This window comes from Stenotrophomonas sp. TWI169 (genome assembly GCF_039674705.1).
GTDB lineage: Bacteria > Pseudomonadota > Gammaproteobacteria > Xanthomonadales > Xanthomonadaceae > Stenotrophomonas > Stenotrophomonas maltophilia_P.
Map to the genome: position 1 here is coordinate 154,358 of NZ_JBDJOB010000001.1, position 23,045 is coordinate 177,402.

The following is a 23,045-nucleotide window of genomic DNA, read 5'->3' on the forward strand; positions in this document are numbered from 1 at the left end:
TCTGCCTGAACACTTCCGAGATCATCGCCATGGCCCGCGTCGTCCAGTCCGCTTCACCCGTTGCGACGCCTCCCGGTGCACCTGTACCAATCGGAACCCGCCGGGGCCACTCACAGCCGTTGAAGTTGCCGGAACTGGTACAGCGCGTGCTGTTTGTCGCGACCGAAATGGCCGACTTCGTCAAGGCGGGAGGCCTGGGCGATGTGGCCGCGGCCCTGCCACGCGCGGTGCGCGGCGCGTGTGATTCGCGCGTGCTGCTTCCCGGCTACCCGGAAGTGCTGCAGCGCCTGCCGCAGCTGCGGCCGGTGGGGCAGGTCAGCCCAAGGGCCGGCCTGCCTGCGTGCACCATCGGCATGGCGGTGCAGGCCGACGGCCTGCCGATCTACGTGCTGCTCTCGCCTGAGCTGTATGAGCGGGAAGGCTCGCCCTACGTGGATGGGCAGGGACAGGAGTGGAAGGACAACGCGGTTCGCTTCGCCACGCTGTCACACGCGGCTGCGGAGATTGCGGCCGGGCGTGCCGGGCTGGACTGGTCACCGCAGCTGCTGCACCTGAATGACTGGCCGGTGGCCATGGCCGCCGCCTACGTGCGTTGGGACCGGACGGCAGTGCCGACGCTGCTGACGATCCACAACCTGGCTTATCAGGGCCTGTTCCCGTATGCGCTTGCGCCGGTGCTGGGCGTACCGGCCGCGCACCTGGATGAACTGCACTTCCACGGACAGATGTCATTCCTGCAGGGCGGCATCACCAATGCCACGCGGCTGAACACAGTCAGCCTGCGCTATGCACAGCAGATCACCGCCCCGGATGATGGATGCGGACTGCATGACCTGCTGGCCCGGCGCGCCGCCGGCGGTCACCTGAGCGGCATCGTCAACGGCATCGACGCCAGCTGGGATCCGCGACGCGATATCCACCTCAAGGCGCACTTCGGCATCGGCGAATGGACCGGACGCGCGACCAACGCACATGCGGTGCGCAGGGCGTTCGGCCTGGCGCCCTCGACCGGCCCGCTGTTCGCGGTGGTTTCCCGCCTGGTGCACCAGAAGGGCCTGGACATCACCTGTGACGTGGCGCCACAGATCGTCGCGGCCGGGGGGCAGCTGGTCGTCATCGGCGGCGGCGAGCCGCAGGTGGAAGCACAGGTGCAGGCGCTGGCCCGGCGCTACCCGGGCCGGGTGGGCGCATTCATCGGGTTCGAGGAAGCGCTGGCGCGCCAGATGTTCGCCGGCGCGGACTTCCTGCTGATGCCTTCGCGTTTTGAACCCTGCGGGCTCAGCCAGATGTACGCGCAGCGCTTCGGCTGCCTGCCGGTCGCGCATGCGACGGGCGGGCTGGTGGACACCGTCGAGGATGGCGTGACCGGTTTCCTGTTCCACGGTGCCAATGCCGATGGCCTGCGCCGCTGCGTGGAGCGGGCGATGCGCACCTTCCGTCTGCCAGGCCTGCTGCAGGCCATGCGCCGCGCCGCCATGCTGCGGCCGGGCGGCTGGGATGCGGCCGGGCGAGCCTATCTGGCGCTGTACCAGCAGACCTGCCAGGTGGCCGCATGAGCCACGACAGCGCGCATCTGGCCGCCCTCGAGGACGACATCACCGCGGACACAGCACTGGATCACCGCATCGCGCCGGCGCTGGAGGACCTCGTCCATGCCCGCCCGGCAGATGCATTTGCCTGGCTGGGCCCGCACCGCCAGCGCGAGGGTGAACGGCGGTTGCGCGTGCTGGTGCCGCACGCGCAGCGCGTCGAGGTGATCGGAGAGGACGGGCGACGCTGGGATCTGCACCCGGGCCCCTTGCCCGGCCTGTTCGAGGGCGCCGCCGGTGAAGCGGCGGTGCCGCTGCTTGCCCTGCATTTCGAGCAGGGTGTGGAGCAGGTGCACGATGCCTATGCCTTCGGCCCGCTGCTGGACGAGGCGCTGCTGCAACGCTTCCATGCCGGTGATGCCGATGCGGCGCGCCAGCTGGGCGCGGTCCCGATGCAGGTGCAGGGGATCGCCGGCGTGCGCTTCGCGGTGTGGGCGCCCAATGCGCGGCGGGTCGCCGTGGTCGGCGATTTCAACGGATGGGATGGCCGACGCCATCCGATGCGGCTGCGCCATGCGGCTGGCGTGTGGGAACTGTTCCTGCCCGGCGTGCAGGCCGGTGCCCGCTACAAGTTCCGCATTGTCGGGGCTGATGGCCAGGTGATGCCCGACAAGTTCGACCCGATGGCGCGCTGGGCCGAACTGCCACCGGCCACCGCCTCACGCGTGCCTTCGGCGGCGCCGATGCAGTGGCATGACGAGGGTTGGAGGGCGGCCCGGCGCCAGGCGGGCGCCAGCGCGCCGCTGTCCATCTACGAGGTACATGCGGGCTCCTGGCAGCGCGGCGATGATGGCGCACCGCTGGACTGGGATGCGCTGGCCGACCGGCTGATTCCGTACGTGGCCGGACTCGGCTTCACCCACATCGAACTGCTGCCGGTCAGCGAGCATCCCTTCGGCGGTTCCTGGGGCTATCAGCCGCTGGGGATCTACGCACCGACGGCACGCCATGGGACGCCGCACGCCTTTGCGCGCTTCGTGGATCGCTGTCACCAGGCCGGAGTGGGGGTGATCGTGGACTGGGTGAGCGCACACTTCCCCAACGACGCGCATGGCCTGGCCGGTTTCGACGGAACCGCGTTGTACGAGCATGCCGACCCGCGCGAAGGGGTGCACGCTGACTGGGACACGCTGATCTACAACTATGGCCGCAACGAAGTGGCCGCTTACCTGATCGGTAGTGCCTTGGAGTGGGTGGAGCGGTTCCACATCGACGGACTGCGCGTGGACGCAGTGGCGTCCATGCTGTACCGGGATTACAGCCGTGCTGACGGTGAGTGGATACCCAACGAGCAGGGCGGGCGAGAGAACCTGCAGGCGGTCGCCTTCCTGAGGCGGATGAACCAGACCCTGCGTGAGCGCTTCCCGGACGTGTTGGTGATTGCCGAGGAATCCACCGCGTGGCCGGGGGTGACCGCGCCGGTGGAGGAGGGCGGGCTTGGCTTCACCCACAAATGGAACATGGGCTGGATGCACGACACCCTGCAGTACCTGGGGCGCGATCCTGTCCATCGCCAGCATCACCACAGCGAGATCAGCTTCGGCCTGGTGTACGCCTTCTCCGAACGCTTCGTGCTTCCGCTGTCGCATGACGAGGTGGTGCATGGCAAGGGCGCGCTGCTGGCCAAGATGGCAGGCGAACCGGCGCAGCGGCTGGCCCAGCTTCGTGCATATTACGGCTTCATGTGGGCGCACCCGGGCAGCAAACTGCTGTTCATGGGCGGCGAGTTCGGCCAGGGACATGAGTGGTCGCACGATGCAGCACTGGACTGGGAACAGGCGACCAGCAGTGAGGGCCGGGGCCTGTCGCGTCTGGTGGGCGACCTCAATGCCGTGCTCCGCTCCGAACCCGCGCTGCATCGTGACGAGCGCGATGAACGCGGTTTCGACTGGAGCGTGGCCGATGACAGCCGCAACAGCGTGTATGCCTTCATCCGCCGGGATCCTGCCGGCAGCGGCCGCACCCTGCTGGTGGTGAGCAACTTCACCCCGGTGCTGCGCGAGGGTTACCGGGTTGGCGTGCCGCAACCGGGGCGCTGGACGGAACGCCTCAACACCGACAGCGCGCATTACAACGGCGGCAATGCGGGCAACCTCGGAGCGGTGCAGACCGAGCCAAGGCCGATGCATGGCCACGCCCAGTCGCTGCGGCTGACCCTGCCGCCGCTGTCCACGCTGTACCTGCAGGTTGATGCATGACCACAGCGTCGCCGCGTCTGGGCGCTTGGCGTGCGGCCGGTGAGGGGGTGGAGTTCCGTCTGTGGGCGCCGGACGCGGACACGATGACGCTGTGCCTGCAGGGCGCGCTGCGGCCGATGCAACGCGAGCCGGACGGTTGCCACTGGCTGCGGACACAGGCATCGCATGGCGACCGGTACCGGTTCCGCCTCCCTTCAGGCCAGGACGTGCCAGATCCGGCCTCGCGCTGGCAGCCGGACGGCGTCGATGGCGACAGCGCCGTGGTGCTGGACACCGGCAGGGCGCAGGCCACGTGGCAGGGGCCCGCCTGGCAGGACCTGGTCATCTGTGAGGTGCACATCGAGGCAGGCGGCGGCCTCGCTGCACTGACCGCGCAGCTGCCGATGCTGGCCGCAACGGGCATCACCGCCATCGAGCTGATGCCGGTTGCGCAGTTTCCCGGCCGGCGCAACTGGGGCTACGACGGTGTGTTCCCCTACGCACCGGCCCATGTCTACGGCGGGCCGGCAGCGCTGAAGGCTTTCATCGACGCGGCGCATGATGCCGGACTGTCGGTGCTGCTGGATGTGGTCTACAACCACTTCGGACCGCAGGGCAACCCTCTGCGTGACTACGCGCGGGCGTTCTTCCGTGACGATCGCAGCACCCCCTGGGGTGAGGCGATCGACTTCCGCCAGCCCTGGGTGCGGCGCTTCTTCATCGACAATGCGCTGATGTGGTTGCGCGACTATGGCTTCGATGGGCTGCGCCTGGACGCGGTACACGCCATCGACGATGACCGCTTCCTGCAGCAGCTGGCCGATGAGGTGCGCGCGGAGGTGCCGCACGCGCACCTGGTGCTGGAGAACGAACGCAACCAGGCGCGGTGGCTGCGCGGTGCCTATCAGGGGCAATGGAACGACGACTTCCACAACGCGCTGCACGTGATGCTGACCGGCGAGCAGGAAGGCTATTACGCGGCCTACGCCGGTCGCGCCGACGCGCTGCTGGCCCGCTGCCTGGCAGAAGGATTCGCCTGGCAGGGTGAACCTGACCTGGGCGGCCATCCCCGCGGCGAACCCAGCAGCGACCTGTCGCCCGCGCGTTTCGTTGTATTCGCGCAGAACCACGACCAGGTGGGCAACCGTGCCTTCGGCGAGCGCCTGTCGATGCTGGTGGATCCGGCGCGGCTGCGCGCGGCACTGGCGCTGACCCTGCTGACGCCGATGATCCCGCTGCTGTTCATGGGTGAACCGTGGCAGGCGCGGTCGCCGTTCCTGTTCTTCACCGACTATGCGCCGCCGCTGGACGAGGCGGTGCGCGAGGGACGTCGCCGCGAGTTTTCCGGCTTCAGTGCCTTCGCCGATGCCGCCTCGCGTGCGCGTATTCCGGACCCGAACGATCCGGCCACCCTGCAGGTCTCGTACACGCCGCCGCCCGGCGATGATCCCTGGTCGCAGCAATGGCTGCGTTGCACAGGCGGGTTTTTGGCCCTGCGCAGACGCTATCTGCAGCCCGGCCTGCTGCAGGCCCGGTCGCTGGGTGCGCGGGTGCTTGGCGAGGGGGCGGTGCAGGCGGGTTGGCAGCTGCCATCGGGCCAATGGTGGATCGCGATCAATGTGGGCCCACGGCCCGTGGCGCATGCGGTGCCGGCCGGCGAGCGCGTTGTGGGTCCCGACGTTGCCGGTGTGCTGCCGGCAGGCGGCAGTGTTGTTGCGTGCTGGGTGGCGGCATGAGGACGGATATATCGGTTCGGGACGCCGCACGCCGGGCAGGTCTCCTGGAGCGCTGGACCGACGTGGCCGGCGTCGAGCGCGAAGTCGCGCCGGACGTGCTTCGCGCGGTGCTGGAAGGGCTGCAAGGCGATGGTGCGCCGGTGCGCGCCCGCTTGCTCACCGCCTGCTGTGGCCAGGTACTGGTGATGCCGGAGGCGACGGGGGCGGCGTGCTGGGTGGATGAACAGGGGCGCGAGCTGCCAGCACGGCCTGATGCGCAGGGGCGCTGGCGCGTTCCGGATCAACCGGGCTATTGGCAGTGGCGCCGGGGCGGGCGGCAACAGGCGGTCGCGGTGGCGCCGCCGCGAGCCTGGTGGCCACCGCGCCTGCTGCGCGGTTGGGGTCTGTCGGTGCAGGTCTACAGTCTGCGCGCCCGCGGCGATGCAGGCATCGGTGACAGCGCCGGCTGTGCGCAGTGGCGTGAGCTGCTGCAGCGGCATGGAGGCGATGCACTGGCGTTGAGTCCGCTGCACGCCGGCTTGCCACCCGGCCTGGGCCATAGCCCCTATTCGCCCAGTGACCGGCGCTGGCTCGACCCGCTGCAGGTATCTCTTCCGCAGGTGCTGCCGGAGGCTGCCGACAGCATGCTGCGCCAGGACGAGGCACTGGCGATGGCAATTGATGCCGCCACCGCTGCACGCCGCATCGACTGGCCGCACTCGGCGGCATTGAAGTGGCGCTGGCTGCGACAGGTGCGCCACTGGCTGCGGCAGCAGGCACCGGCACAGTGCGAGCAGATCGAGACCTGGTGCGATGCGCAGGGCGAACCGCTGCTGCGCTATTGCCAGCATGCCGCCGACGGGATCACCGGGAGCGCCGACGACCATGCATTTGCGCAGTGGCTGGCGCAGCAGGGCTGGGTGCAGGTGCACGCGGCGCTGCGCAGTGATGGCGCGTCGATCGGATTGATTGCCGATCTGGCCGTGGGCTGTGCACCGCAGGGCGTCGAGGCACGCACCGGTGGCGCCGATCTGCTGCAGGGGCTTGAACTGGGTGCGCCGCCGGATGCGTTCAATCCGCTCGGCCAGGCCTGGGGCATCACCAGCTGGTCACCGTTGGCGTTGCACCGCGAGGGCTTTGCACCGTTCATCCGCGTACTGCGCGCCGTGATGGCCGGCCGCGGTGGCCTGCGCATCGACCACATCCTCGGCCTGCAGCGGCTGTGGGTGTTGCCTCACGGCGCTGGCGCCAGGCAGGGCGTGTACCTGCGCTATCCATTCGATGACCTGATCAATCTGCTGGTGCTGGAATCGTGGCGGCATCGCTGCGTGCTGATCGGTGAAGACCTGGGGGTGGTGCCGCCGGGCATCCGCCAGCGGCTGGCAGCCCGGGGCATCCTGGGCATCGAGGTGCTGCCGTTCGCCCGCAACGGCGAGCGCTTCCTGCCGGCGTCGCGGTGGCGCCGCGATGCGGTGGCCATGCCGTCCACCCACGACCTGCCGCCACTGGCCGGCTGGCTGCGCGGGCGCGACCTGCGCTGGCGTGCCCGCCTGGGTGAGCTGGAGGACCTGTCGGCGGCACTGCGCGCGCGCGCGCGGGATGTGCAGGCGCTGGCCGCGGTCTGCGGTGGTGACGGCGCGACCGTGGAGGACGGAGCGCTGTCACTGGTTGCCCACGCAGCGTCGCGGCTGGCGCTGCTGCCATTGGAAGATGTGCTGGGCAGCCGTGCGCAGGTGAACCTGCCAGGCACCGTCAGCGGGCATCCGAACTGGCGACGGCGGTTGCCGCTGGCGTGGGACGGTGCCGCCGCCGATGCGCGGCTGGCGCGCCTGAGCAGCACGCGCCGCAGGACGGGACCATGACGAGGTTGCGTGCCACCGCGCGCCTGCAGTTGCACGCAGGCTTTGACCTGGAAGCGGCCGCAGCGCAGGTGCCGTATTACGCCGCACTGGGCGTCAGTCACCTTTACCTGTCGCCGATCGCGGCTGCGGTCCCGGGGTCCTCACATGGCTACGATGGCATCGACCCGGCCAGCATCAATCCGCAGCTGGGCGGCGAAGCGGCCTTCCGCCAGCTGGCCACCGCGGCGCGCTCACACGGCCTGGGTCTGATCCTGGACATCGTGCCCAACCATCTGGCGGCATCCCCGCACAGCCACTGGTGGAGCGATGTGCTGATGCACGGGCGTCGAAGCCGCCACGCAGGCTGGTTTGACATCGACTGGGAGGCGCCGGGCTGCGAAGGCCGGCTATGGTTGCCGGTGCTGGACCGGCCACTGCACGACGCCGTGCGCGACGGCGTACTGCGGGTGGGGGTGGACGATGAGCGGCCAGGGTTGCGCCATCATGGGCTGGTCCTGCCGTTGTCGCCGCGCAGTCATCCCCTGGACGCCGCGCAGTGGCCGGCGTGGGCCGAACGCTGCAACCGCAGCGTCGAGCGGTTGCAGGCACTGCTGCAGCGGCAGCACTACCGGCTGGCGTGGTGGCGCACGGCAGGCGATCAGGTGAACTACCGGCGCTTCTTCGATATCAACGAACTGGCCGCGCTGCGGGTGGAGCGCGAGGACGTGTTCGAAGCGGTGCATGCGCTGCCGTTGCGGCTGGTGCGTGAGGGCTGGGTGGATGGCCTGCGCATCGACCATGTGGATGGCCTGTCGTCGCCCGGCGACTATCTGCAGCGCCTGCGCGAGGCGGTGGATGCTGCCTGCGCGGCCGGGAGCCGTGATCCGGAGGCGGTGACTCTGCACGTCGAGAAGATACTGGCCGAGGGCGAGCAGCTGCCCGAGGGGTGGGCCTGCGACGGGACCACCGGCTATGACTTCATGGACCAGGCCGGCGCGTGGCTGCACGATCCGGCAGCGGCGCCCGCGCTCTCACGCGCCTGGCAGGCGGCGAGCGGCGACACGCGCGACTTTGACCAGATACAGCAGGACGCGCGCGGGATGCTGCTGCGCCAGTCGCTTCACACCGACTTCCAGCGCCTGCTGCGCAGTGCGCAGCAGGTTCTGCAGCCCCGGCTGGCCGAGGCCGACATCGGTACGGCCGCCCTGGCGCGCGCGCTGGCCGCGCTGCTGCGGCACTACCGCACCTACCGCCCGTACTCGTTGCGTGACGCGGGTGAGCGGAAGGCACTGGTCGCCGCTGCTGCCACGGCACGAGCCGCGCTGGACGGTGCCGGACGGGCGGCACTGGACCTGCTGCTGCAGGCACTTCCCGGCCAGGCACCGGCTGAAAGCGAGCTGCGCGTGCGCTTCGGGCAGCTGGCCGCGCCGTTGAACGCCAAGTCGGTGGAGGATACCGGCTTCTATCGTTACTTCAGACTGCTCTCACGCAACGAAGTCGGCAGTGATCCGCAGCGGCTGGGCATGCAGGGACGCGAGCTGCTGCAGCATGCAGCGCGGCGCCTGCGACGCCATCCCGAGGCACTGCTTGCGCTGGCGACCCACGATCACAAGCGGGGCAGCGACAGCCGGGCGCGGCTGGCGGTGCTCAGCACCTGCACGGCGGAGTGGCGGGATGCTGTACGGCGCTGGAGCCGGATGGCAGCCAAGGCCGGCATGCCGCTGCCGTTGCCGGGCGCCGAGGCGTATGCGCTGTGGCAGGCGCTGGTGGCGGCGTGGCCGATGCAGGGCGCCCCCGGTGCCGACTTCGCATCGAGGATGGCGGACTGGCTGACCAAGGCCCTGCGCGAGGGCAAACGGATCAGCAACTGGTCCGATCCCGATGTGGCAGTGGAGGACGCCGCCGCGCAGTGGCTGCACGCGCTGCTGGAGGGAGCACCCTTGCTGCCGGTGCGCGAGGCGCTGGCGACCTTCGTGGCCCGCATCGCGCCGGCGGGCGCCTGCAATGGATTGGCACAGCTGTGCCTGCAGCACTGCCTGCCCGGTGTGCCTGACCTCTATCAAGGCGGCGAAGGCTGGGACCTGAGCCTGGTGGACCCGGACAACCGCCGGGCCGTGGACTATCCGGCGCGGCAGGCATGGCTGCGGGACACGCGCTCCTGGCCCGCGCTGCTGCAGGACTGGCGGGACGGCGGCATCAAGGCATTGCTGCTGCGGCAGCTGCTGGATTGCCGCCGCAGGCACCCGCACCTTTTCCTGTACGGCGAGCTGCAGCCGCTGTCCGCGCCTGCGCGCTCGCCCTGGCTGGCGTTCGTGCGCAGGCACCAGACGCAGGTACTGCTGGTGATCGTGCAGCGTGGCTCGCCCATCGCCATGCCCGGGCCCGGCCTGAACGTTGTGCGTGACGTCGCCACCGGCCCAACGCTGCGCGGGCTTCCGGCAGGACGCATGCGCAACCTCCTGGACGGACGCATCGAACATTTCAATGAAACCGCGGATGCAGCACGGCTTCTGGCTGGCAGCCCGCTGGCGGTATGGATCAACGAGGAGACGGGTAGGGATGGACAGCAGGGAACGACGGCAGCGGATTGAGGCATTGGCCCACCAGATATGGGAAGCGGAAGGGCGCCCGGACGACCAGCAGCAGCGGCACTGGCACATGGCCGAGCGGCTGGTGGAGGCCGAGATTGCCGCGGCGCGCGGCGAGGAGGGCAGCGATGGCGAGCCGTAAGTGGGCACAGACCTCGCGCGTGCGCGAAGGCCGGCCCTTCCCGCTGGGTGCAACCTGGGACGGGCTGGGCGTGAACTTCGCGCTGTACTCGCGGCATGCCACCCGGGTCGAACTCTGCCTGTTCGACGCGCGCAACCGCGAGGTGGAGCGCATCGCGCTGCCCGAGTACACCAATGAGATCTGGCACGGCTATCTGCCCGATGTAAGGCCCGGGCAGCGCTACGGCTACCGGGTGCACGGTCCGTATGCGCCGGAGGAAGGGCATCGCTTCAATCCCAACAAGCTGTTGCTGGACCCTTACGCCAAGCAGATCGTCGGCGAGCTGAAGTGGGCGCCCCACCTGTTCGGCTACACCCTGGGCCATCGCGATGGCGATCTCAGTTTCGACCGCCGCGACAGCGCCAGCTACATGCCACGCTGCGCCGTGATCGATCCGGCCTTCAGCTGGGGTGTCGAGCGTGCACCCGAAACGGCCTGGGACAGGACCGTGATCTACGAAGCGCACGTGCGCGGGTTGACCATGCAGCATCCTGATGTCCCGCAGGCCGAGCGCGGCACCTTCTCTGCACTGCGGCATGATGCGGTGGTGGACCACCTGAGCCATCTGGGTGTGACCGCCATCGAGCTGCTGCCCGTGCACGCCTACGTGGACGACCAGCAGCTGCTCGAGCGTGGGCTGCGCAACTACTGGGGGTACAACACCATCGGCTTCTTCGCCCCACAGCCGCGTTACCTGTCGACGGGCACCGTGGCCGAGTTCAAGCAGATGGTCGCGCGGCTGCACAATGCCGGCATCGAAGTGATCCTGGACGTGGTCTACAACCACACCGCCGAGGGCAACGAGCTGGGCCCCACGCTGTCGTTCAAGGGCATCGACAATGCCAGCTACTACCGATTGGCCGATGATCGCCGCTATTACATCAACGATACCGGCACCGGCAACACGTTCGACCTGACCAATGCCGGCGCGCTGCGCATGGTGATGGACTCGCTGCGCTACTGGGTGACCGAGATGCGGGTAGACGGTTTCCGCTTCGACCTGGCGACCATTCTTGGCCGTGAGCGCCATGGCTTCGACGCCTCGGGCAGCTTCCTCGATGCGGTACGCCAGGACCCGATCCTGAGCCAGGTGAAGCTGATCGCCGAGCCCTGGGACATCGGCCCGGGCGGCTACCAGCTGGGCCAGTTCCCGCCGGGTTGGGCGGAATGGAACGACCGCTTCCGCGATACAGTGCGCGCGCTGTGGCGTGGCGATGGCGGGCAGCTGCCGGAGTTCGCCACCCGTTTCACCGGCTCGGCCGACCTGTTCGAACACCACGGCAGGCGGCCGTCGGCCAGCATCAACCTGGTAACGGCACACGACGGGTTCACCCTGCACGATCTGGTGAGCTACAACGACCGCCACAACGAGGCCAACGGCGAGGACAACCGCGATGGCCATTCGCACAATCTTTCCAGCAACCACGGTGTGGAGGGCGACACCGATGATCCGGCGATCCTCTCGTTGCGTGCACGGCAGATGCGCAACCTGCTGGCCACGCTGCTGCTGTCGCAGGGCACGCCCATGCTGCTGGCCGGCGACGAGTTCGGCCATTCGCAGCAGGGCAACAACAACGCGTACTGCCAGGACAACCCGCTGAGCTGGATCGACTGGGAGCGTGCCTCGCAGCCGGCGGCGCAGGCGCAGGTGGCATTCGTGCGGCGTGCACTATCGCTGCGCCGGCGCTATGGCCTGCTGCGCAGGAACCGGTTCCTGCGCGGTGAATACGATGAAGCGCTGGGCCTGCGCGATATCGACTGGCGGCATCCGGACGGCCGCAGCATGGAGGAGGCGGACTGGCACGACCCCGAACTGCGCGCGCTGCTGATTGTGCTGGACGGTCGAAGCCCCGACAGCGGCCTGCGTGAGCCCGGGCGGCATGTCAGCCTCGCCCTGCTGTTGAATGCCGGAGACCAGCCGCAGCGGTTCCGCGTATCGGATCAGGCGCTGTCGTTCCGGCGCGTACTGCTGCAGACCGACGAGGCGCCGCTGGAGCAGGACGGCACCGGCGACTGGACCCTGCCGCCGCGCAGCCTGTGCCTGCTCGCGGCCAGCAGCGCCTGATTGCAGCGCGCCCGCTCGGCGCGAAGACCGATCGGCAGCGCCGGGTCCCGCCCGGCCTGCCGTGAATCAGCCCAGCAGATGGCGCAGCAACCCGGCCGAGACCACGCCGATCAGCACGGTCGGCAGCATCGACAGCCGGGTGGCGGCCAGCAGGGTGATGGCCAGCGCAGCCAGATCGGCGGGCTTGTCGGCGACGAAATCCGGGGCGATCACCGAGATCAGCACGCAGCCCGGCGCGGCCTCCATGACCGTCACCGCACGCTTGCCGAGGGTGCGGTTGCGCAGGGCCAGGAAGCCGATGATGCGGGTGAGGTAGGTAACGGCTGCCATCAGCACGATGGTGAGCAGCGAGCTCCACTGGATCATGCCGCGTCCTCCGCCAGCAGCCAGGCGGCCACCAGCCCGGCCAGCGCACCGCTGGCGACGTACCAGGCGCCCGGAACCAGCAGATGGGTGCCTGCGGCCACCAGCAGGCTGACCAGCCAGGGCCGCGCTGCGCGCAGGCCCTGCCACATGCCACGCAGCAGCACCAGGAACACTGCGGGGAAGGCCATGTCGAATCCATAGGCATGGATGTCGCCCAGCAGCGGGCCGGCGATCGCCCCCAGCGTCGTGCAGGTCACCCAGACCCCATACAGGCCGGCCGAGGTGCCCAGGTAGTAGGCGAGGCTGAAACCGTGCATGCGCCGCCGCGCGTCGGCGACACCCAGGGCCCAGCTTTCGTCACACATGAAGAACAACGCCGGCAGCGTGCGACGGCGTGGCAGGTGCTGCAGCAGCGGTGCCAGGCTGGCCCCCATCAATAGATGGCGACTGTTGACCAGCGCGGTGATCGCTACGATGAGCGCGATGTGCGGAGGTGACGTCCACAGCTCGATGGCGGCGAACTCCGAGCCGCCGGCGAAGTTGAGCCCGGTCATGAGCGGTACTTCAAGCGCCGACAGGCCCTTCTGCGCAGCCTGTGCACCGAGCACCAGGGCGAAGGGAACGAAGCCGATCATCACCGGCACGGCAGCGCGCAGGCCGCGCAGGAACTCGGCGCGGGGCGTGACGTGGCAGGGGGCGTCAGGCGGAAGGAGGGAGGGTTGGGCGTCCATGTAGCGGAAGCGAGCGAGGGGGGCTTCATCCTAGCGGCGACGGCACGAAATCGGGTTGCGTTGATGCCATTCGATTGAGAATGTTGCGCATCTGATGCGGCAGATGGCCATGAGGGTGGAATCCAATGCAATCTCAACTCGATAACCTTGATCGCCGGATTCTCGAGGCGCTGCAGGTCGATGGTCGTCTGCAGAACCTGGAGCTGGCCAGGCAGGTCGGTCTTTCGCCGTCGGCCTGCCTGCGCCGGGTCCGCCTGCTGGAGGAGGGCGGCTACATCGACCGCTACGTGGCGCTGCTGAACGAGACCAAGGTTGGACGGGGCTTCACCGTATTCGTGCGGGTCTGGCTGCGTGGGCAGGACGAGGACACCACCAACCACTTCATAAACAGCATCAAGTCCCTGCCGGAAGTGCTTGAATGTCATCTGATGGCAGGCGATTGCGATTTTCTGCTGCGGGTGGCCGTGGCCGACCTGGATGCGTATCGCCAGTTCCAGATCCGGCATCTGAACAGGATCGCCGGGGTGCAGAACACCAAGACCGAGATCCCGATGCAGCGGATCAAGCAGACCACCCGGCTGCCGCTTTGAGGCCACGCCGCGCCGGCCCCGGTGCGGTGGTCATCGCAATGACATCTGCCCCCGGTAGGGTCTGACCCCGCTTGCCGGGCGCGCGCGGGCGACCTCCCGGTCGTGCCGCCTGCCTCCGTCACAGCTGCGGTCGCTGCCGAGGGTCATGTGTTCAACGTCAGGGGGCTGGATGGACGCCACGCGGTCAGAACATGGAGAGTGGCCATCGCTGCGTGGCTGCTGCTGGCCTTCGTCGCCACGGCCGAGGACGACGTCCGTGCCTACGACATTCCGGCGCAGCCGCTGGAGCAGGCAGTGGAGCGCTTCAGCGTCAGCAGCGGGTGGTCGGTGATGTACGCCGGCGAACTCGCTGCCGGTCGGCGCAGTTACCCGCTGCACGCCAGCCTGCCGCCGCTGCAGGCGCTGCAGACCCTGCTGCAGGAGACCGGCGTCGAAGCCGAGGTGATCGGCGCGCAGCGCGTGGTGCTTCGGCTGGGCGCGCAACCCGAACGCGCAGCCGGTACCGTCGGCCTGCTGCCGGAATCCGAGCGCAGCCGTCGTTTTGGCGGGCTGCAGCAGCGGCTGCGCGACGCGTTCTGTGACGACCCCCTGCTCGCACCGGGCCGCTACGCGGCGACGCTGCGTTTCCGCATCACCGCCGAGGGCCATGTCGACGATGCCGAACTGCTCGTCGGCAGCGGCGACGCCCGGCGCGATCGGCGCCTGTTGCTCGCCATCGGCAGGCTGGCGCCGTCCATCGACGCCGCCGCGTTGCCGCAGCCGGTGACCCTGCAGATCCAGCCCTCCCGTGCCGACCACGACTGTGGCCGGCGGCAGCCCCTTCCATGATTTCAAGGATTCGAACATGAGCAACGGAACGGCCGGGGCGGTGGACCTGATGGATCACCTGCTGGGGGCCTACGATGAACTCAAGCGCCGGCTGGTGCGCAAGCTGGGCTCGGAAGAGCTGGCGGGCGATGCGCTGCAGGACACCTGGATGCGCCTGAGCGCACGCCGCGACCGGCTGGACCCGGTGCAGAACCCAGCGGCCTATCTGCTGCGGATGGCGATGAACACCGTGATCGATCGGCAGCGCGCCGACCATCGCCTGCTCAGTCTGGAAGAAGTGGACGCGCTGATGGAGATGGCCGATCCGGGCCCCGGTCCGGCACAGGCCGCGGAGCTTGATAATGCCCTCGAAGACATGGTCGGCCTGCTGCAGCGCATGCCCGAACGCCGCCGCCGGATCCTGCTGGCGATCCGCGTGGACGGCCTGCAGCAGCGGGACGTGGCCGAGCAGCTGGGCGTGTCGCTGCGGCTGGTGCAGCGCGAACTGAAAGCGGCCCAGGACTATCTGGCCGAGCGCAGCGGGCAGGACCGGCAGGTGCGGTTCTGACCGGCGGCGTCCGTCTACACTTTGACGCCGAGCAGAACCCCGCAGCGTGCGGGCATGGCTGGACTGCGCATGGACCCTGATGATCGCCCGCACCGCACGCTCGACGCCGTGGAGCGCCAGGCGCACGCCTGGGTGGTGCGTCTGACGTCGGGCGAGGCCACGGCAGCCGACGGACGCAGGTTCCGCCAATGGTGCGCGACCGATTCGCGTCACCGCGAAGCGTTTGCCCGTGCGCGGCGGCAATGGGAGCAGGTGCGCGTGGCCGGTGAGCAGGTCCCGGCTGCGGCGCGCCAGCCGCAGGCACCGGGCCTGGCACGGCGATGGAGCCGGCGTGCATTCCTGGGGGCGGCCATCGCCGCCCCCGCCAGCCTCGCCGTGGTGGCAGCGATCCGTCCACCGTTGGGGCTGTGGCCGTCGGTGAGTGCGATGGCGGCCGACTTCCATACCGGCACCGGCGAGCGCCTCCAGCTTGCGCTGACGCCGCAGTTGACGCTGGAGCTGGATACGCAGAGCAGTCTGCGGCGCCGGATGGGTGCGGGTGGCGAGGGTTACGAGCTGGTGCAGGGGCAGGCGGCATTCGAGACCGCTGCGGGTTCACGCCTCGCACTGTACGCGGGGCCGGGCTGTGTGATCGCCGATGAGGGCGCAGCCCGGCTGGACGTGCGCAATACCGGGGGACACGTCCGGGTGACGTGCCTGCGCGGCAGCGCCCGCATCGAGCACCCGCAGGGCCGGCTGCGGCTGCAGGCCGGACAGCAGACCCGCTACGACGAGCGCCTGAGCGGGGTGGTGGCCGAGGCCGTGGCCGCCGAGGTCAGCGCCTGGACCGAAGGCATGCTGGTGTTCCGCCGCGCGCCGTTGCGCGAGGTGGTGGACGAGATCAATCGCTATCGCCGCGGCAGGGTCCTGCTCGGTGACGGCGCACAGGCGCGTGCGCCGGTCAGCGGTCGCTTCCGCATCGATGACCCGGACGCGGCGCTGGAACAGCTGCGGTTGACGCTGTCGTTGGAGCTGCGTCGCTTCCCGGGCGGTATCGCCGTCCTGGGGTAGAGTCCCCGGCCACGCGCGTCGCGTGGCTGCCGCATGCAAGGAGAAGCCAAGGAATGCGCAACGAGACCATCGGTGTGCTCGACCTGCGACGCAACCTGTCCGCATTGCTGGAGACCACGCAGCGGCGTCCATTGACGGTGCATCGCTATGGATCGCCCTGGGTCTGCGTGGTCTCCGATCCGCAGTGGCAGGAACAGTCCGTGCTGCTGGATTTCGACCCGCAGGGCCATCCGCTGGCTGCCCTGCTGAGGTTGCAGCAGGCGCTGTCGCTGCCGGAGAAGGGCAGCGTATCACCGGCAATGGCGGCCCGCGGTCTGCTGCTGATGGCGATGCATGGCATACAGGGCCTGCCACAGTTGCACGATCAGGTGATCCATCACCGCTTGTGGCACTGGTTCGTGGCCGGTGCGGTGATTGCGATGGACGGATGGCAGTTGCCGGCACTGCGCCAGGCCACGGCCGCGTTGCTGGCCGACGCGGACGCGGCCGGGTTGCTGTCCGCATTTGCCCGACGTCCCGACGTGATGGTGCTGGCACGACAATGCGGCGGCATCGCTCCGTTGCTGGATGCCGATGCCTGCAGGCGCATGACGTCGCTGTGACAGAGCGGCTGAAGCGCAACGCACGGCACATCCCGCGCAACGCGCTGTCGCTTCATCGACCCTGCTGACGTCTTCTCCAGAGTACGGCGCATCCGCGTCGTGGAGCGCAGGCAGCGTCGATGGCGGAACGTCGCAGGATCAGCATGCTCGAGCTGGATCGTCACCTGAGCCGGTCGCTGGAACAGGCCCGGCACGCGCCGCTGTGCGTACAGCGCTACGGGCATCCGTGGGTCTGGGTGCTTTCCAGCGACGCCTGGGCAGACGCCGCGCGATGGGCGGCGCTGGACGTCGAGGCGCATCCGCTGCTGGCGCTGCGCCGCGCAACCGATGCGCAACTGCCGGCGTGGCCGGAAGCAGCCATCGCGACGCTGCCCCTGGACATGGACGATGTCCGCATGCTGCAGCGTGCCGCTCTGCTGCTGTGGGTGCAGGCACTGGACAGCGCGCAACGGGTACACGATGACCTGCGCCATCACCAGGTGTACCGCCGCTTCGTCGGCTTCGGCCGTGGCAGCGCCTGGTCGCCGACGCAATGCGTGCGGATCCTGCAGGCCAGTCGCCACCCGCTGCTGCGTCGCTGCGTGGAAGGCGCGTTGGCGGCGGTACCTGCAACGCTGCTGCAGTCGGCTGGCGTGCCGCCTGCGGGCGCCAGCGCAGACAGGGTGGAGCAGCAGCGAATTGCAGGTGGATGTTTATCGTACTGACACATGCGCCGCTGACCATGGTGCAGCGGTCCCTTCCAGGATGACGAGGGCGGAACAATGGCAAGACAGCTTCGTGGTGGCAGGGCCCGGCAGCACGGTTTCAGCCTGATCGAGATCATGGTGGTGGTGGTGATCATCGGCATTCTTGCCGCACTGATCGTGCCGCGCCTGATGGATCGTCCCGATCAGGCGCGGGTGGTGGCGGCACGCCAGGACATCGCCGCACTGATGCAGGCGCTGAAGCTCTATCGCCTGGACAATGGCCGCTACCCCAGCACCGAGCAGGGATTGCAGGCGTTGGTGGCGCCGCCCCAGAGCAGCGGCGCGATGCCGACAACCCCCTATCTGGACCGCCTGCCGAACGACCCGTGGGGGCATCCGTACCAGTACCAGAACCCGGGCGCGCACGGCGACATCGACGTGTTCTCCCTTGGCGCGGACAGCAAGGCCGGAGGTGATGCCGGCAATGCGGACATCGGCTCCTGGCAGCTGTGAGGTCCACCGATGTCGCCTCCGATGGCAGCCTTTCCGTGTCGTCGCCAGCAGGGCATGGCGGTGATCGTCGCGATGCTGGTGGTCGCACTGGTGGCGGTGATCGCGACCGCGCTGCTGACCCGCCAGGCCGCGCAGCTGCGTGCGCTGCGTGGCGACCAGCTGCGGGCGCAGGTACGCATGGCCGTGGATGCCGCGCTGGAGCGCGCGGGGCAGCAGCTTCGTGACGACGCGCGCGAGCAGCTGACCACCGTGCGCGACGGTCGCTGGGCACGGCCGGTGCAGCTGGATGCGCCGCTGCCGGTGCGCCTGCAGATGGTGGACGCGCAGTCGCTGTTCAACCTGCGCAACCTGTTGTCGCAGGGCCAACCGGATGCGCAGGCGCGGCAGGCCTTCGTGGCGCTGTGCGTGGAGCAGGGGGTGTCTGCGGCCGCATGCAGCGGTGCCGCGGACCACATCCAGGCACGGCTGCGCGACGGTGATCGCGCCGCGCAGGCGCCCCTGCCGCGCGAAGCCCTGATCGGGCAGGCGCTGGCCGGTGCCGAGCCACGCGCCGTCCGGGCGTTGTCCCGGCGCACGGTGGTGTTGCCGGCGCAGACGCTGGTCAACGCCAATACGACTGACCTGGCCGTGCTGCAGGCGGTTGCACCCGGCGCTGATCCGGGCCGGCTGCGGGCGCTGGTGGACGAGCGCGATGGCGGCCGCTGGCTGCTCAACCGCGGTGATATCGCCAACCGCCTGCAGGTGAGCAGCGAGCAGATGTCGGTGATGCCGCTGGGCATCCACAGCGAATGGTTCCTGGCGGTCGGACAGGTCCAGGCAGACGACCGCGACGTCGATTTCCGCGCGTTGATCTGGCGTGAGTACCGCGATGACAGCGTGCGCGTGCAGCGTGTATGGACGAGGATCGGCGCATGAGCGTGCAGCTGCGGGTGCGCCTGCCGGCGCTGGATCGACTGCAGGCCGACAGCCGGGTGGAGTGGGCGCAACTGCAACGCGGTGACGTGGCGGCGCATGGCTGCGAGGCGCTATCGGCGTTGGGACAGCGCCATCCGCAGGCACAGGTGCACGCCTGCCTCGATCCGCATGACCTGATCCTGCTGGAACTGCAGCTGCCGCCGCTGTCAGGTCGCCGGCTGCAGGCCGCGCTGCAGGGCGAGGTGGAGGCGATGCTGCTGGACGACCTGCAGGATGTTGCGCTGGCCAATGGGCCGCAGGCGGCTGACGGGACCGTGCCGGTGGCATGGCTGGGCCAGCAGGCCGTGGCCCAGGCGCAGCAGCTGCTGGCGTCGTGCGGCCTGAGCCTGCAGGGGCTGTACCCGACGCCGCTGCTGCTGCCGTGGACGGAGGGGCGGGCCACGCTGGAGGCGAAGGGCGAGCACCTGCTGGTACGCAGCGGGCGCGACCGCGGCTTCGTGCAGTGGAGTGGCGGGCGCGACGTGGCAGCCGTGCTGCAGGCAACCTCCCTGCGCCTGCAGCAGGCCGGCGTGCAGGCCGTGCAATGGGTGCATGCGGTGCCCTCGGGTTGGCCCGGACACCTGCAGACCAGCACAGTGGCCGCGGGCAGCGAGGCCAGCGGCCCGCTGCCGGCATGGGCACTACCGCTGCAGCGCGGCGGACGACGCCTGCCACGAGTGGCGATCGGGCTGGCACTGGCGGCCGCGGTGCTCGCCGCGACGGGCCTGCAGTTGCAGGTCTCGCGCTGGCGCGGCGAAGGTGAGGCGTTGCAGCGGGAAATGACGCGGCAGTTCAGCGCGCAGTATCCGGAAATCACCGAGGTACTGGATCCGGTCCTGCAGGCACGGCGTGCGTTGGCCGCACCGGTGCAGACGGCTCCACTGCCGCGGATACAGCAACAGGTCGCGCTGGCATTGCAGGCGGTTCCGGAGCTGGCCGGCCGCGTTCGCGGCATGGACTACACGCCCGGCGCGCTTGAACTGGAACTGGACGCCGATGCGCAGGCGCTGGCCGATGATGCGCAGCATCTGGAACGATGGCAGCAGGCGGCGCAGGCGCAGGGCCTGCAGCTGATCCGCCAGGGCGGTGGCCGCCTGCGGCTGAGCACCGGGGGCAGCCGATGAGGGTACGGACTGCGTGGATGGAAGGCGGCATCGCGGCGCTGTCGCAGTGCTGGCGGCGCCTGCAGCTACGCGAGCGCGTCATGCTGACGACGATGGTGGGTGCACTGCTGGCCGCTGCGCTGTGGGCATTCTGGCTGGAGCCCCTGCTGAAGCAGCGCAGCTACTGGCAGGTTGAGCTGCCGCGCCTGCAGGCACAGATGCGGGCACTGGCGCCCTTGCTGGACGCGCGCGAGCGCCAGCGCCTGGCCCGGGAGCAGCGGCCGACACTGACCAGCCTGCGTTCGCGGATCGCCGCCGCCGGCCTTGCCGATGGGGTGCGGGTCGACGCGCGCGATGGACGCTGGCACCTGCAGGTGCAGTCGGTGCCCGCCGATGTGCTCTGGAACTGGCTCCTGCCGCTGCTGGCCGACCCGACCATCGAACTGCAACGACTGCAACTGCAACGCACAGGGGACGCGGATATGCCGGCGGCACGTATTTCGGGAAGCATCGTGATGAAGGCCGTTGCGGGTGAGCTTCGATGAGGTCGATGCATGGACTTGCCTGTGGCGCGGTGCTGGCTCTGGTCGTGGGGATGGTCCACCTGCCCGCGCCGGCATGGGCGCAGGATGCCAGCGACGAGCCGGTTCAGTTGAATCTGGTGGATACCGATATCGGTGGCGTGCTGCGGATGGCAGCGCGTTTCACCGGCCGCCAGTTCCTGATCGATCCACGCGTGACCGGCAAGATGACGGTGGTATCGGATGGTCCTGTCAGTCGCGCGCAGGCCTATCAGCTTCTGCTCGGCGCACTGCGCATGCGTGGCTTCGCCGTGGTCGAGAACGGTGGCATCAGCCGGGTCGTGCCACAGGCCGATGCCAAGCTGCTGGGCGGCCGGGTAGGCGGCGGAGCGGCAGGTGGAGAGGTCGCCACACGGACCTTCGCGCTGCGTTACGAGAATGCGGCCGCACTGGTCGCGGTGCTGCGGCCGATGATCAGCCCGGACAACCCGATCACCGCCAACGCGGGCAACAATACGCTGGTCATCACCGACTATGCCGACAATCTGGAACGCATCGCGCGGGTGATCGCCAGCGTGGATACCCCGGCTGGCATGGACACCGACGTGGTCAAGCTGCAGCAGGGGATCGCCGTGGATGTGGCCGCGATGGTCGCACCGTTGCTGGATGCGCAGGGCGCCGAGCCGGGCCAGAAGGTGGTGGTGATGGCCGATCCGCGCAGCAACAGCGTGCTGCTGCGCTCCAGCAGCCCGGGGCGCACGCGGTTGGCACGCCAGCTGGTGGAGAAGCTGGACCGGGCACAGGACGAGTCCGGCAACCTGCATGTGGTCTATCTGCGCAATGCACAGGCCACCCAGCTGGCGGGTGTGCTGCGTGGCGTGGTGGCCGGGCAGAGCGACGCGCAGGCGATGGGCAGCAGCGAGGGCATCACGCCGCTGCCTGGCGGGGCTGCTCGCAGCGCGCCGACGCAGCCGCAGCCGCAGCAGGCCGGGGCCACGGGCAATGCGCTGCCGTCGCAGCGGCTCGATCCGGACCGGCGCGACCCCGCTGATGCCGGCAGCAGTGGCTTCAGCCAGAACGGCATCTCCGTACAGGCCGATGTCGCTACCAACACGCTGCTGATCTCGGCGCCGGAGCCGGTGTACCGCAACCTGCGTCGGGTGATCGACCAGCTCGACCAGCGGCGCGCGCAGGTGCTGGTGGAAAGCCTGATCGTGGAAGTCAACCAGACCGATGCCGCTGAACTGGGGGTGCAGTGGATGTTGGGCAATGGCCGCACGTTCGCAGGCACCCACTTCGGTGGTGCGACCGGCGGCAGCGGCCTCAATGGCACCGCGCGCACCACGCTGGACGTGCTGCCGCGCGATGGCCTCAACGTGGGCGTGATCGATGGCACCATCACGCTGCCGGGCGTGGGCCAGATCCTCAACATGAAGGCACTGGCCAACGCGCTGCAGAGCAAGGGCGGTGCCAACATCCTGTCCACGCCGAACCTGATGACGCTCGATAACGAGGCCGCCAGCATCATGGTCGGCCAGACCGTCCCATTCGTCAGCGGCCGCTATGTCACCGACGGCGGAGGTGGCAGCAACAATCCGTTCCAGACCATCGAGCGCGAGGACATCGGCCTGAAGCTGCGGGTGCGCCCGCAGATCTCCGAAGGCGGGACGGTGAAGCTGGACATCTATCAGGAAGTGAGCAGCATCGACGGGCAGAGCTCCAGCAGCGAGGGCATCATCACCAACAAGCGGGCACTGGACACCAGCGTGCTGCTCGACGACGGCCAGATCATGGTGCTGGGCGGCCTGCTCGAGGACAGCGTCAGCCACGGTCGCGACGCGGTGCCAGGCCTGGGCCGGATTCCGGTACTGGGCGCGTTGTTCCGCAGCGACACGCGCAGGCGCGCCAAGACCAACCTGATGGTGTTCCTGCGACCGCACGTGGTGCGTGACCCGGCGGCCGGCCAGCGCCTGACCCGCGATCGCTACGACTACATGCGCAACGCCCAGGCCGGTGCACAGCCGGTGCAGAGCTGGGCATTGCCGGCGCTGTCGGCGCCGCAGCTGCCGCCACAGGACCTGGGTACGCTCGGCCAGGGCAACGCGCGCGACGGCCAGGGGCGACCATTGCAGAACACCAGTCTGGCCGCCCTGTACCCGACCGGCGAGGGCACTGCGCAACTTGTGCAGTTCGCGCAGGGCCTGGACCCCGCACGCGCCGCGCAGGCGGTGGCGCAGGTGCGGGCATTGGGGCTGCAGGCGTACGCAGAAGCCACACCCGGCGCAGCGGGTCAGCGCCTGCGGGTGCGACTGCCACGCGATCCGGCACAGCTGGACCCGGCCCTGCAGCAGCTGCGGGGGTTGGGATACACCCCGGAACTGGTGATCGGGCCGTGACC

The 23,045-nt window shown here is 69.4% G+C and carries 20 protein-coding genes; 18 read left to right on the forward strand and 2 right to left on the reverse strand.

What is annotated here, in order from left to right; translation table 11 throughout:
- The first annotated feature begins 29 nt into the window (after positions 1-29).
- The 7 genes from glgA to glgX are packed head-to-tail and all read left to right on the forward strand — an operon-like array spanning position 30 to position 12,156.
- Positions 30-1,556, forward strand: coding sequence for a glycogen synthase GlgA (gene glgA, locus ABE543_RS00640; RefSeq protein WP_180875273.1), 1,527 nt, complete (start codon positions 30-32; stop codon positions 1,554-1,556).
- Positions 1,553-3,787 (forward strand): 1,4-alpha-glucan branching enzyme, encoded by a 2,235-nt coding sequence (locus ABE543_RS00645; RefSeq protein ID WP_346475115.1) that lies wholly within the window; start codon positions 1,553-1,555, stop codon positions 3,785-3,787. The genes glgA and ABE543_RS00645 overlap by 4 nt, the downstream gene beginning before the upstream one ends.
- Positions 3,784-5,502 (forward strand): malto-oligosyltrehalose trehalohydrolase, encoded by a 1,719-nt coding sequence (gene treZ, locus ABE543_RS00650; protein ID WP_346475116.1) that lies wholly within the window; start codon positions 3,784-3,786, stop codon positions 5,500-5,502. The genes ABE543_RS00645 and treZ overlap by 4 nt, the downstream gene beginning before the upstream one ends.
- Positions 5,499-7,343, forward strand: a complete 1,845-nt coding sequence (locus ABE543_RS00655; protein ID WP_346475117.1) for a 4-alpha-glucanotransferase — start codon at positions 5,499-5,501, stop codon at positions 7,341-7,343. The genes treZ and ABE543_RS00655 overlap by 4 nt, the downstream gene beginning before the upstream one ends.
- Positions 7,340-9,913 (forward strand): malto-oligosyltrehalose synthase, encoded by a 2,574-nt coding sequence (gene treY / locus ABE543_RS00660; protein ID WP_346475118.1) that lies wholly within the window; start codon positions 7,340-7,342, stop codon positions 9,911-9,913. The genes ABE543_RS00655 and treY overlap by 4 nt, the downstream gene beginning before the upstream one ends.
- Positions 9,882-10,052 carry a DUF2934 domain-containing protein gene (locus ABE543_RS00665; RefSeq protein ID WP_080375226.1) on the forward strand — a complete coding sequence of 57 codons (171 nt, stop codon included), beginning with the start codon at positions 9,882-9,884 and terminating at the stop codon, positions 10,050-10,052. Before treY ends, ABE543_RS00665 begins: the two co-directional genes overlap by 32 nt.
- Positions 10,039-12,156: a glycogen debranching protein GlgX gene (gene glgX, locus ABE543_RS00670; RefSeq protein WP_180875268.1), complete on the forward strand. Its 2,118-nt coding sequence runs from the start codon at positions 10,039-10,041 to the stop codon at positions 12,154-12,156. Before ABE543_RS00665 ends, glgX begins: the two co-directional genes overlap by 14 nt.
- Before the next feature lie 66 nt (positions 12,157-12,222).
- Here the strand turns inward: glgX and ABE543_RS00675 are convergent, their stop codons facing one another.
- Positions 12,223-12,522, reverse strand: a complete 300-nt coding sequence (locus ABE543_RS00675; protein ID WP_053516356.1) for an AzlD family protein — start codon at positions 12,520-12,522, stop codon at positions 12,223-12,225.
- The gene (locus tag ABE543_RS00680) at positions 12,519-13,253 is read right to left on the reverse strand and encodes an AzlC family ABC transporter permease (protein ID WP_065176122.1); all 735 of its coding nucleotides are present in this window, start codon (positions 13,251-13,253) and stop codon (positions 12,519-12,521) included. The genes ABE543_RS00675 and ABE543_RS00680 overlap by 4 nt, the downstream gene beginning before the upstream one ends.
- Before the next feature lie 125 nt (positions 13,254-13,378).
- Here ABE543_RS00680 and ABE543_RS00685 point away from each other — a divergent pair, with 125 nt between their 5' ends.
- The 11 genes from ABE543_RS00685 (at position 13,379) to gspD (ending at position 23,043) form a co-directional block, all read left to right on the forward strand.
- Positions 13,379-13,843 (forward strand): Lrp/AsnC family transcriptional regulator, encoded by a 465-nt coding sequence (locus ABE543_RS00685; RefSeq protein WP_128988259.1) that lies wholly within the window; start codon positions 13,379-13,381, stop codon positions 13,841-13,843.
- A gap of 147 nt (positions 13,844-13,990) precedes the next feature.
- Entirely contained in the window at positions 13,991-14,671 is a 681-nt protein-coding gene (locus ABE543_RS00690; RefSeq protein WP_053516350.1) for a TonB-dependent receptor, read from the forward strand.
- 16 nt (positions 14,672-14,687) lie between these two features.
- Positions 14,688-15,218 (forward strand): sigma-70 family RNA polymerase sigma factor, encoded by a 531-nt coding sequence (locus tag ABE543_RS00695; protein ID WP_346475119.1) that lies wholly within the window; start codon positions 14,688-14,690, stop codon positions 15,216-15,218.
- Between the two features lie 69 nt (positions 15,219-15,287).
- Entirely contained in the window at positions 15,288-16,268 is a 981-nt protein-coding gene (locus tag ABE543_RS00700; protein ID WP_346475208.1) for a DUF4880 domain-containing protein, read from the forward strand.
- A 53-nt stretch (positions 16,269-16,321) separates the two neighbouring features.
- Complete coding sequence (locus tag ABE543_RS00705) at positions 16,322-16,870, forward strand: hypothetical protein (protein WP_180875265.1); 549 nt, start codon at positions 16,322-16,324, stop codon at positions 16,868-16,870.
- A 143-nt stretch (positions 16,871-17,013) separates the two neighbouring features.
- Positions 17,014-17,574: a hypothetical protein gene (locus ABE543_RS00710; RefSeq protein WP_258012752.1), complete on the forward strand. Its 561-nt coding sequence runs from the start codon at positions 17,014-17,016 to the stop codon at positions 17,572-17,574.
- 57 nt (positions 17,575-17,631) lie between these two features.
- Positions 17,632-18,069 (forward strand): type II secretion system major pseudopilin GspG, encoded by a 438-nt coding sequence (gspG, locus tag ABE543_RS00715; protein ID WP_065176116.1) that lies wholly within the window; start codon positions 17,632-17,634, stop codon positions 18,067-18,069.
- 54 nt (positions 18,070-18,123) lie between these two features.
- Positions 18,124-18,984: a type II secretion system minor pseudopilin GspK gene (gene gspK, locus ABE543_RS00720; protein ID WP_111186859.1), complete on the forward strand. Its 861-nt coding sequence runs from the start codon at positions 18,124-18,126 to the stop codon at positions 18,982-18,984.
- Entirely contained in the window at positions 18,981-20,147 is a 1,167-nt protein-coding gene (gene gspL, locus ABE543_RS00725) for a type II secretion system protein GspL (protein ID WP_346475120.1), read from the forward strand. Before gspK ends, gspL begins: the two co-directional genes overlap by 4 nt.
- Positions 20,144-20,671 (forward strand): type II secretion system protein GspM, encoded by a 528-nt coding sequence (gene gspM / locus ABE543_RS00730; RefSeq protein ID WP_197571110.1) that lies wholly within the window; start codon positions 20,144-20,146, stop codon positions 20,669-20,671. The genes gspL and gspM overlap by 4 nt, the downstream gene beginning before the upstream one ends.
- On the forward strand, positions 20,668-23,043 hold the full coding sequence (gspD, locus tag ABE543_RS00735; protein ID WP_346475121.1) for a type II secretion system secretin GspD: 2,376 nt from the start codon (positions 20,668-20,670) through the stop codon (positions 23,041-23,043). Before gspM ends, gspD begins: the two co-directional genes overlap by 4 nt.
- Positions 23,044-23,045: the final 2 nt, after the last annotated feature.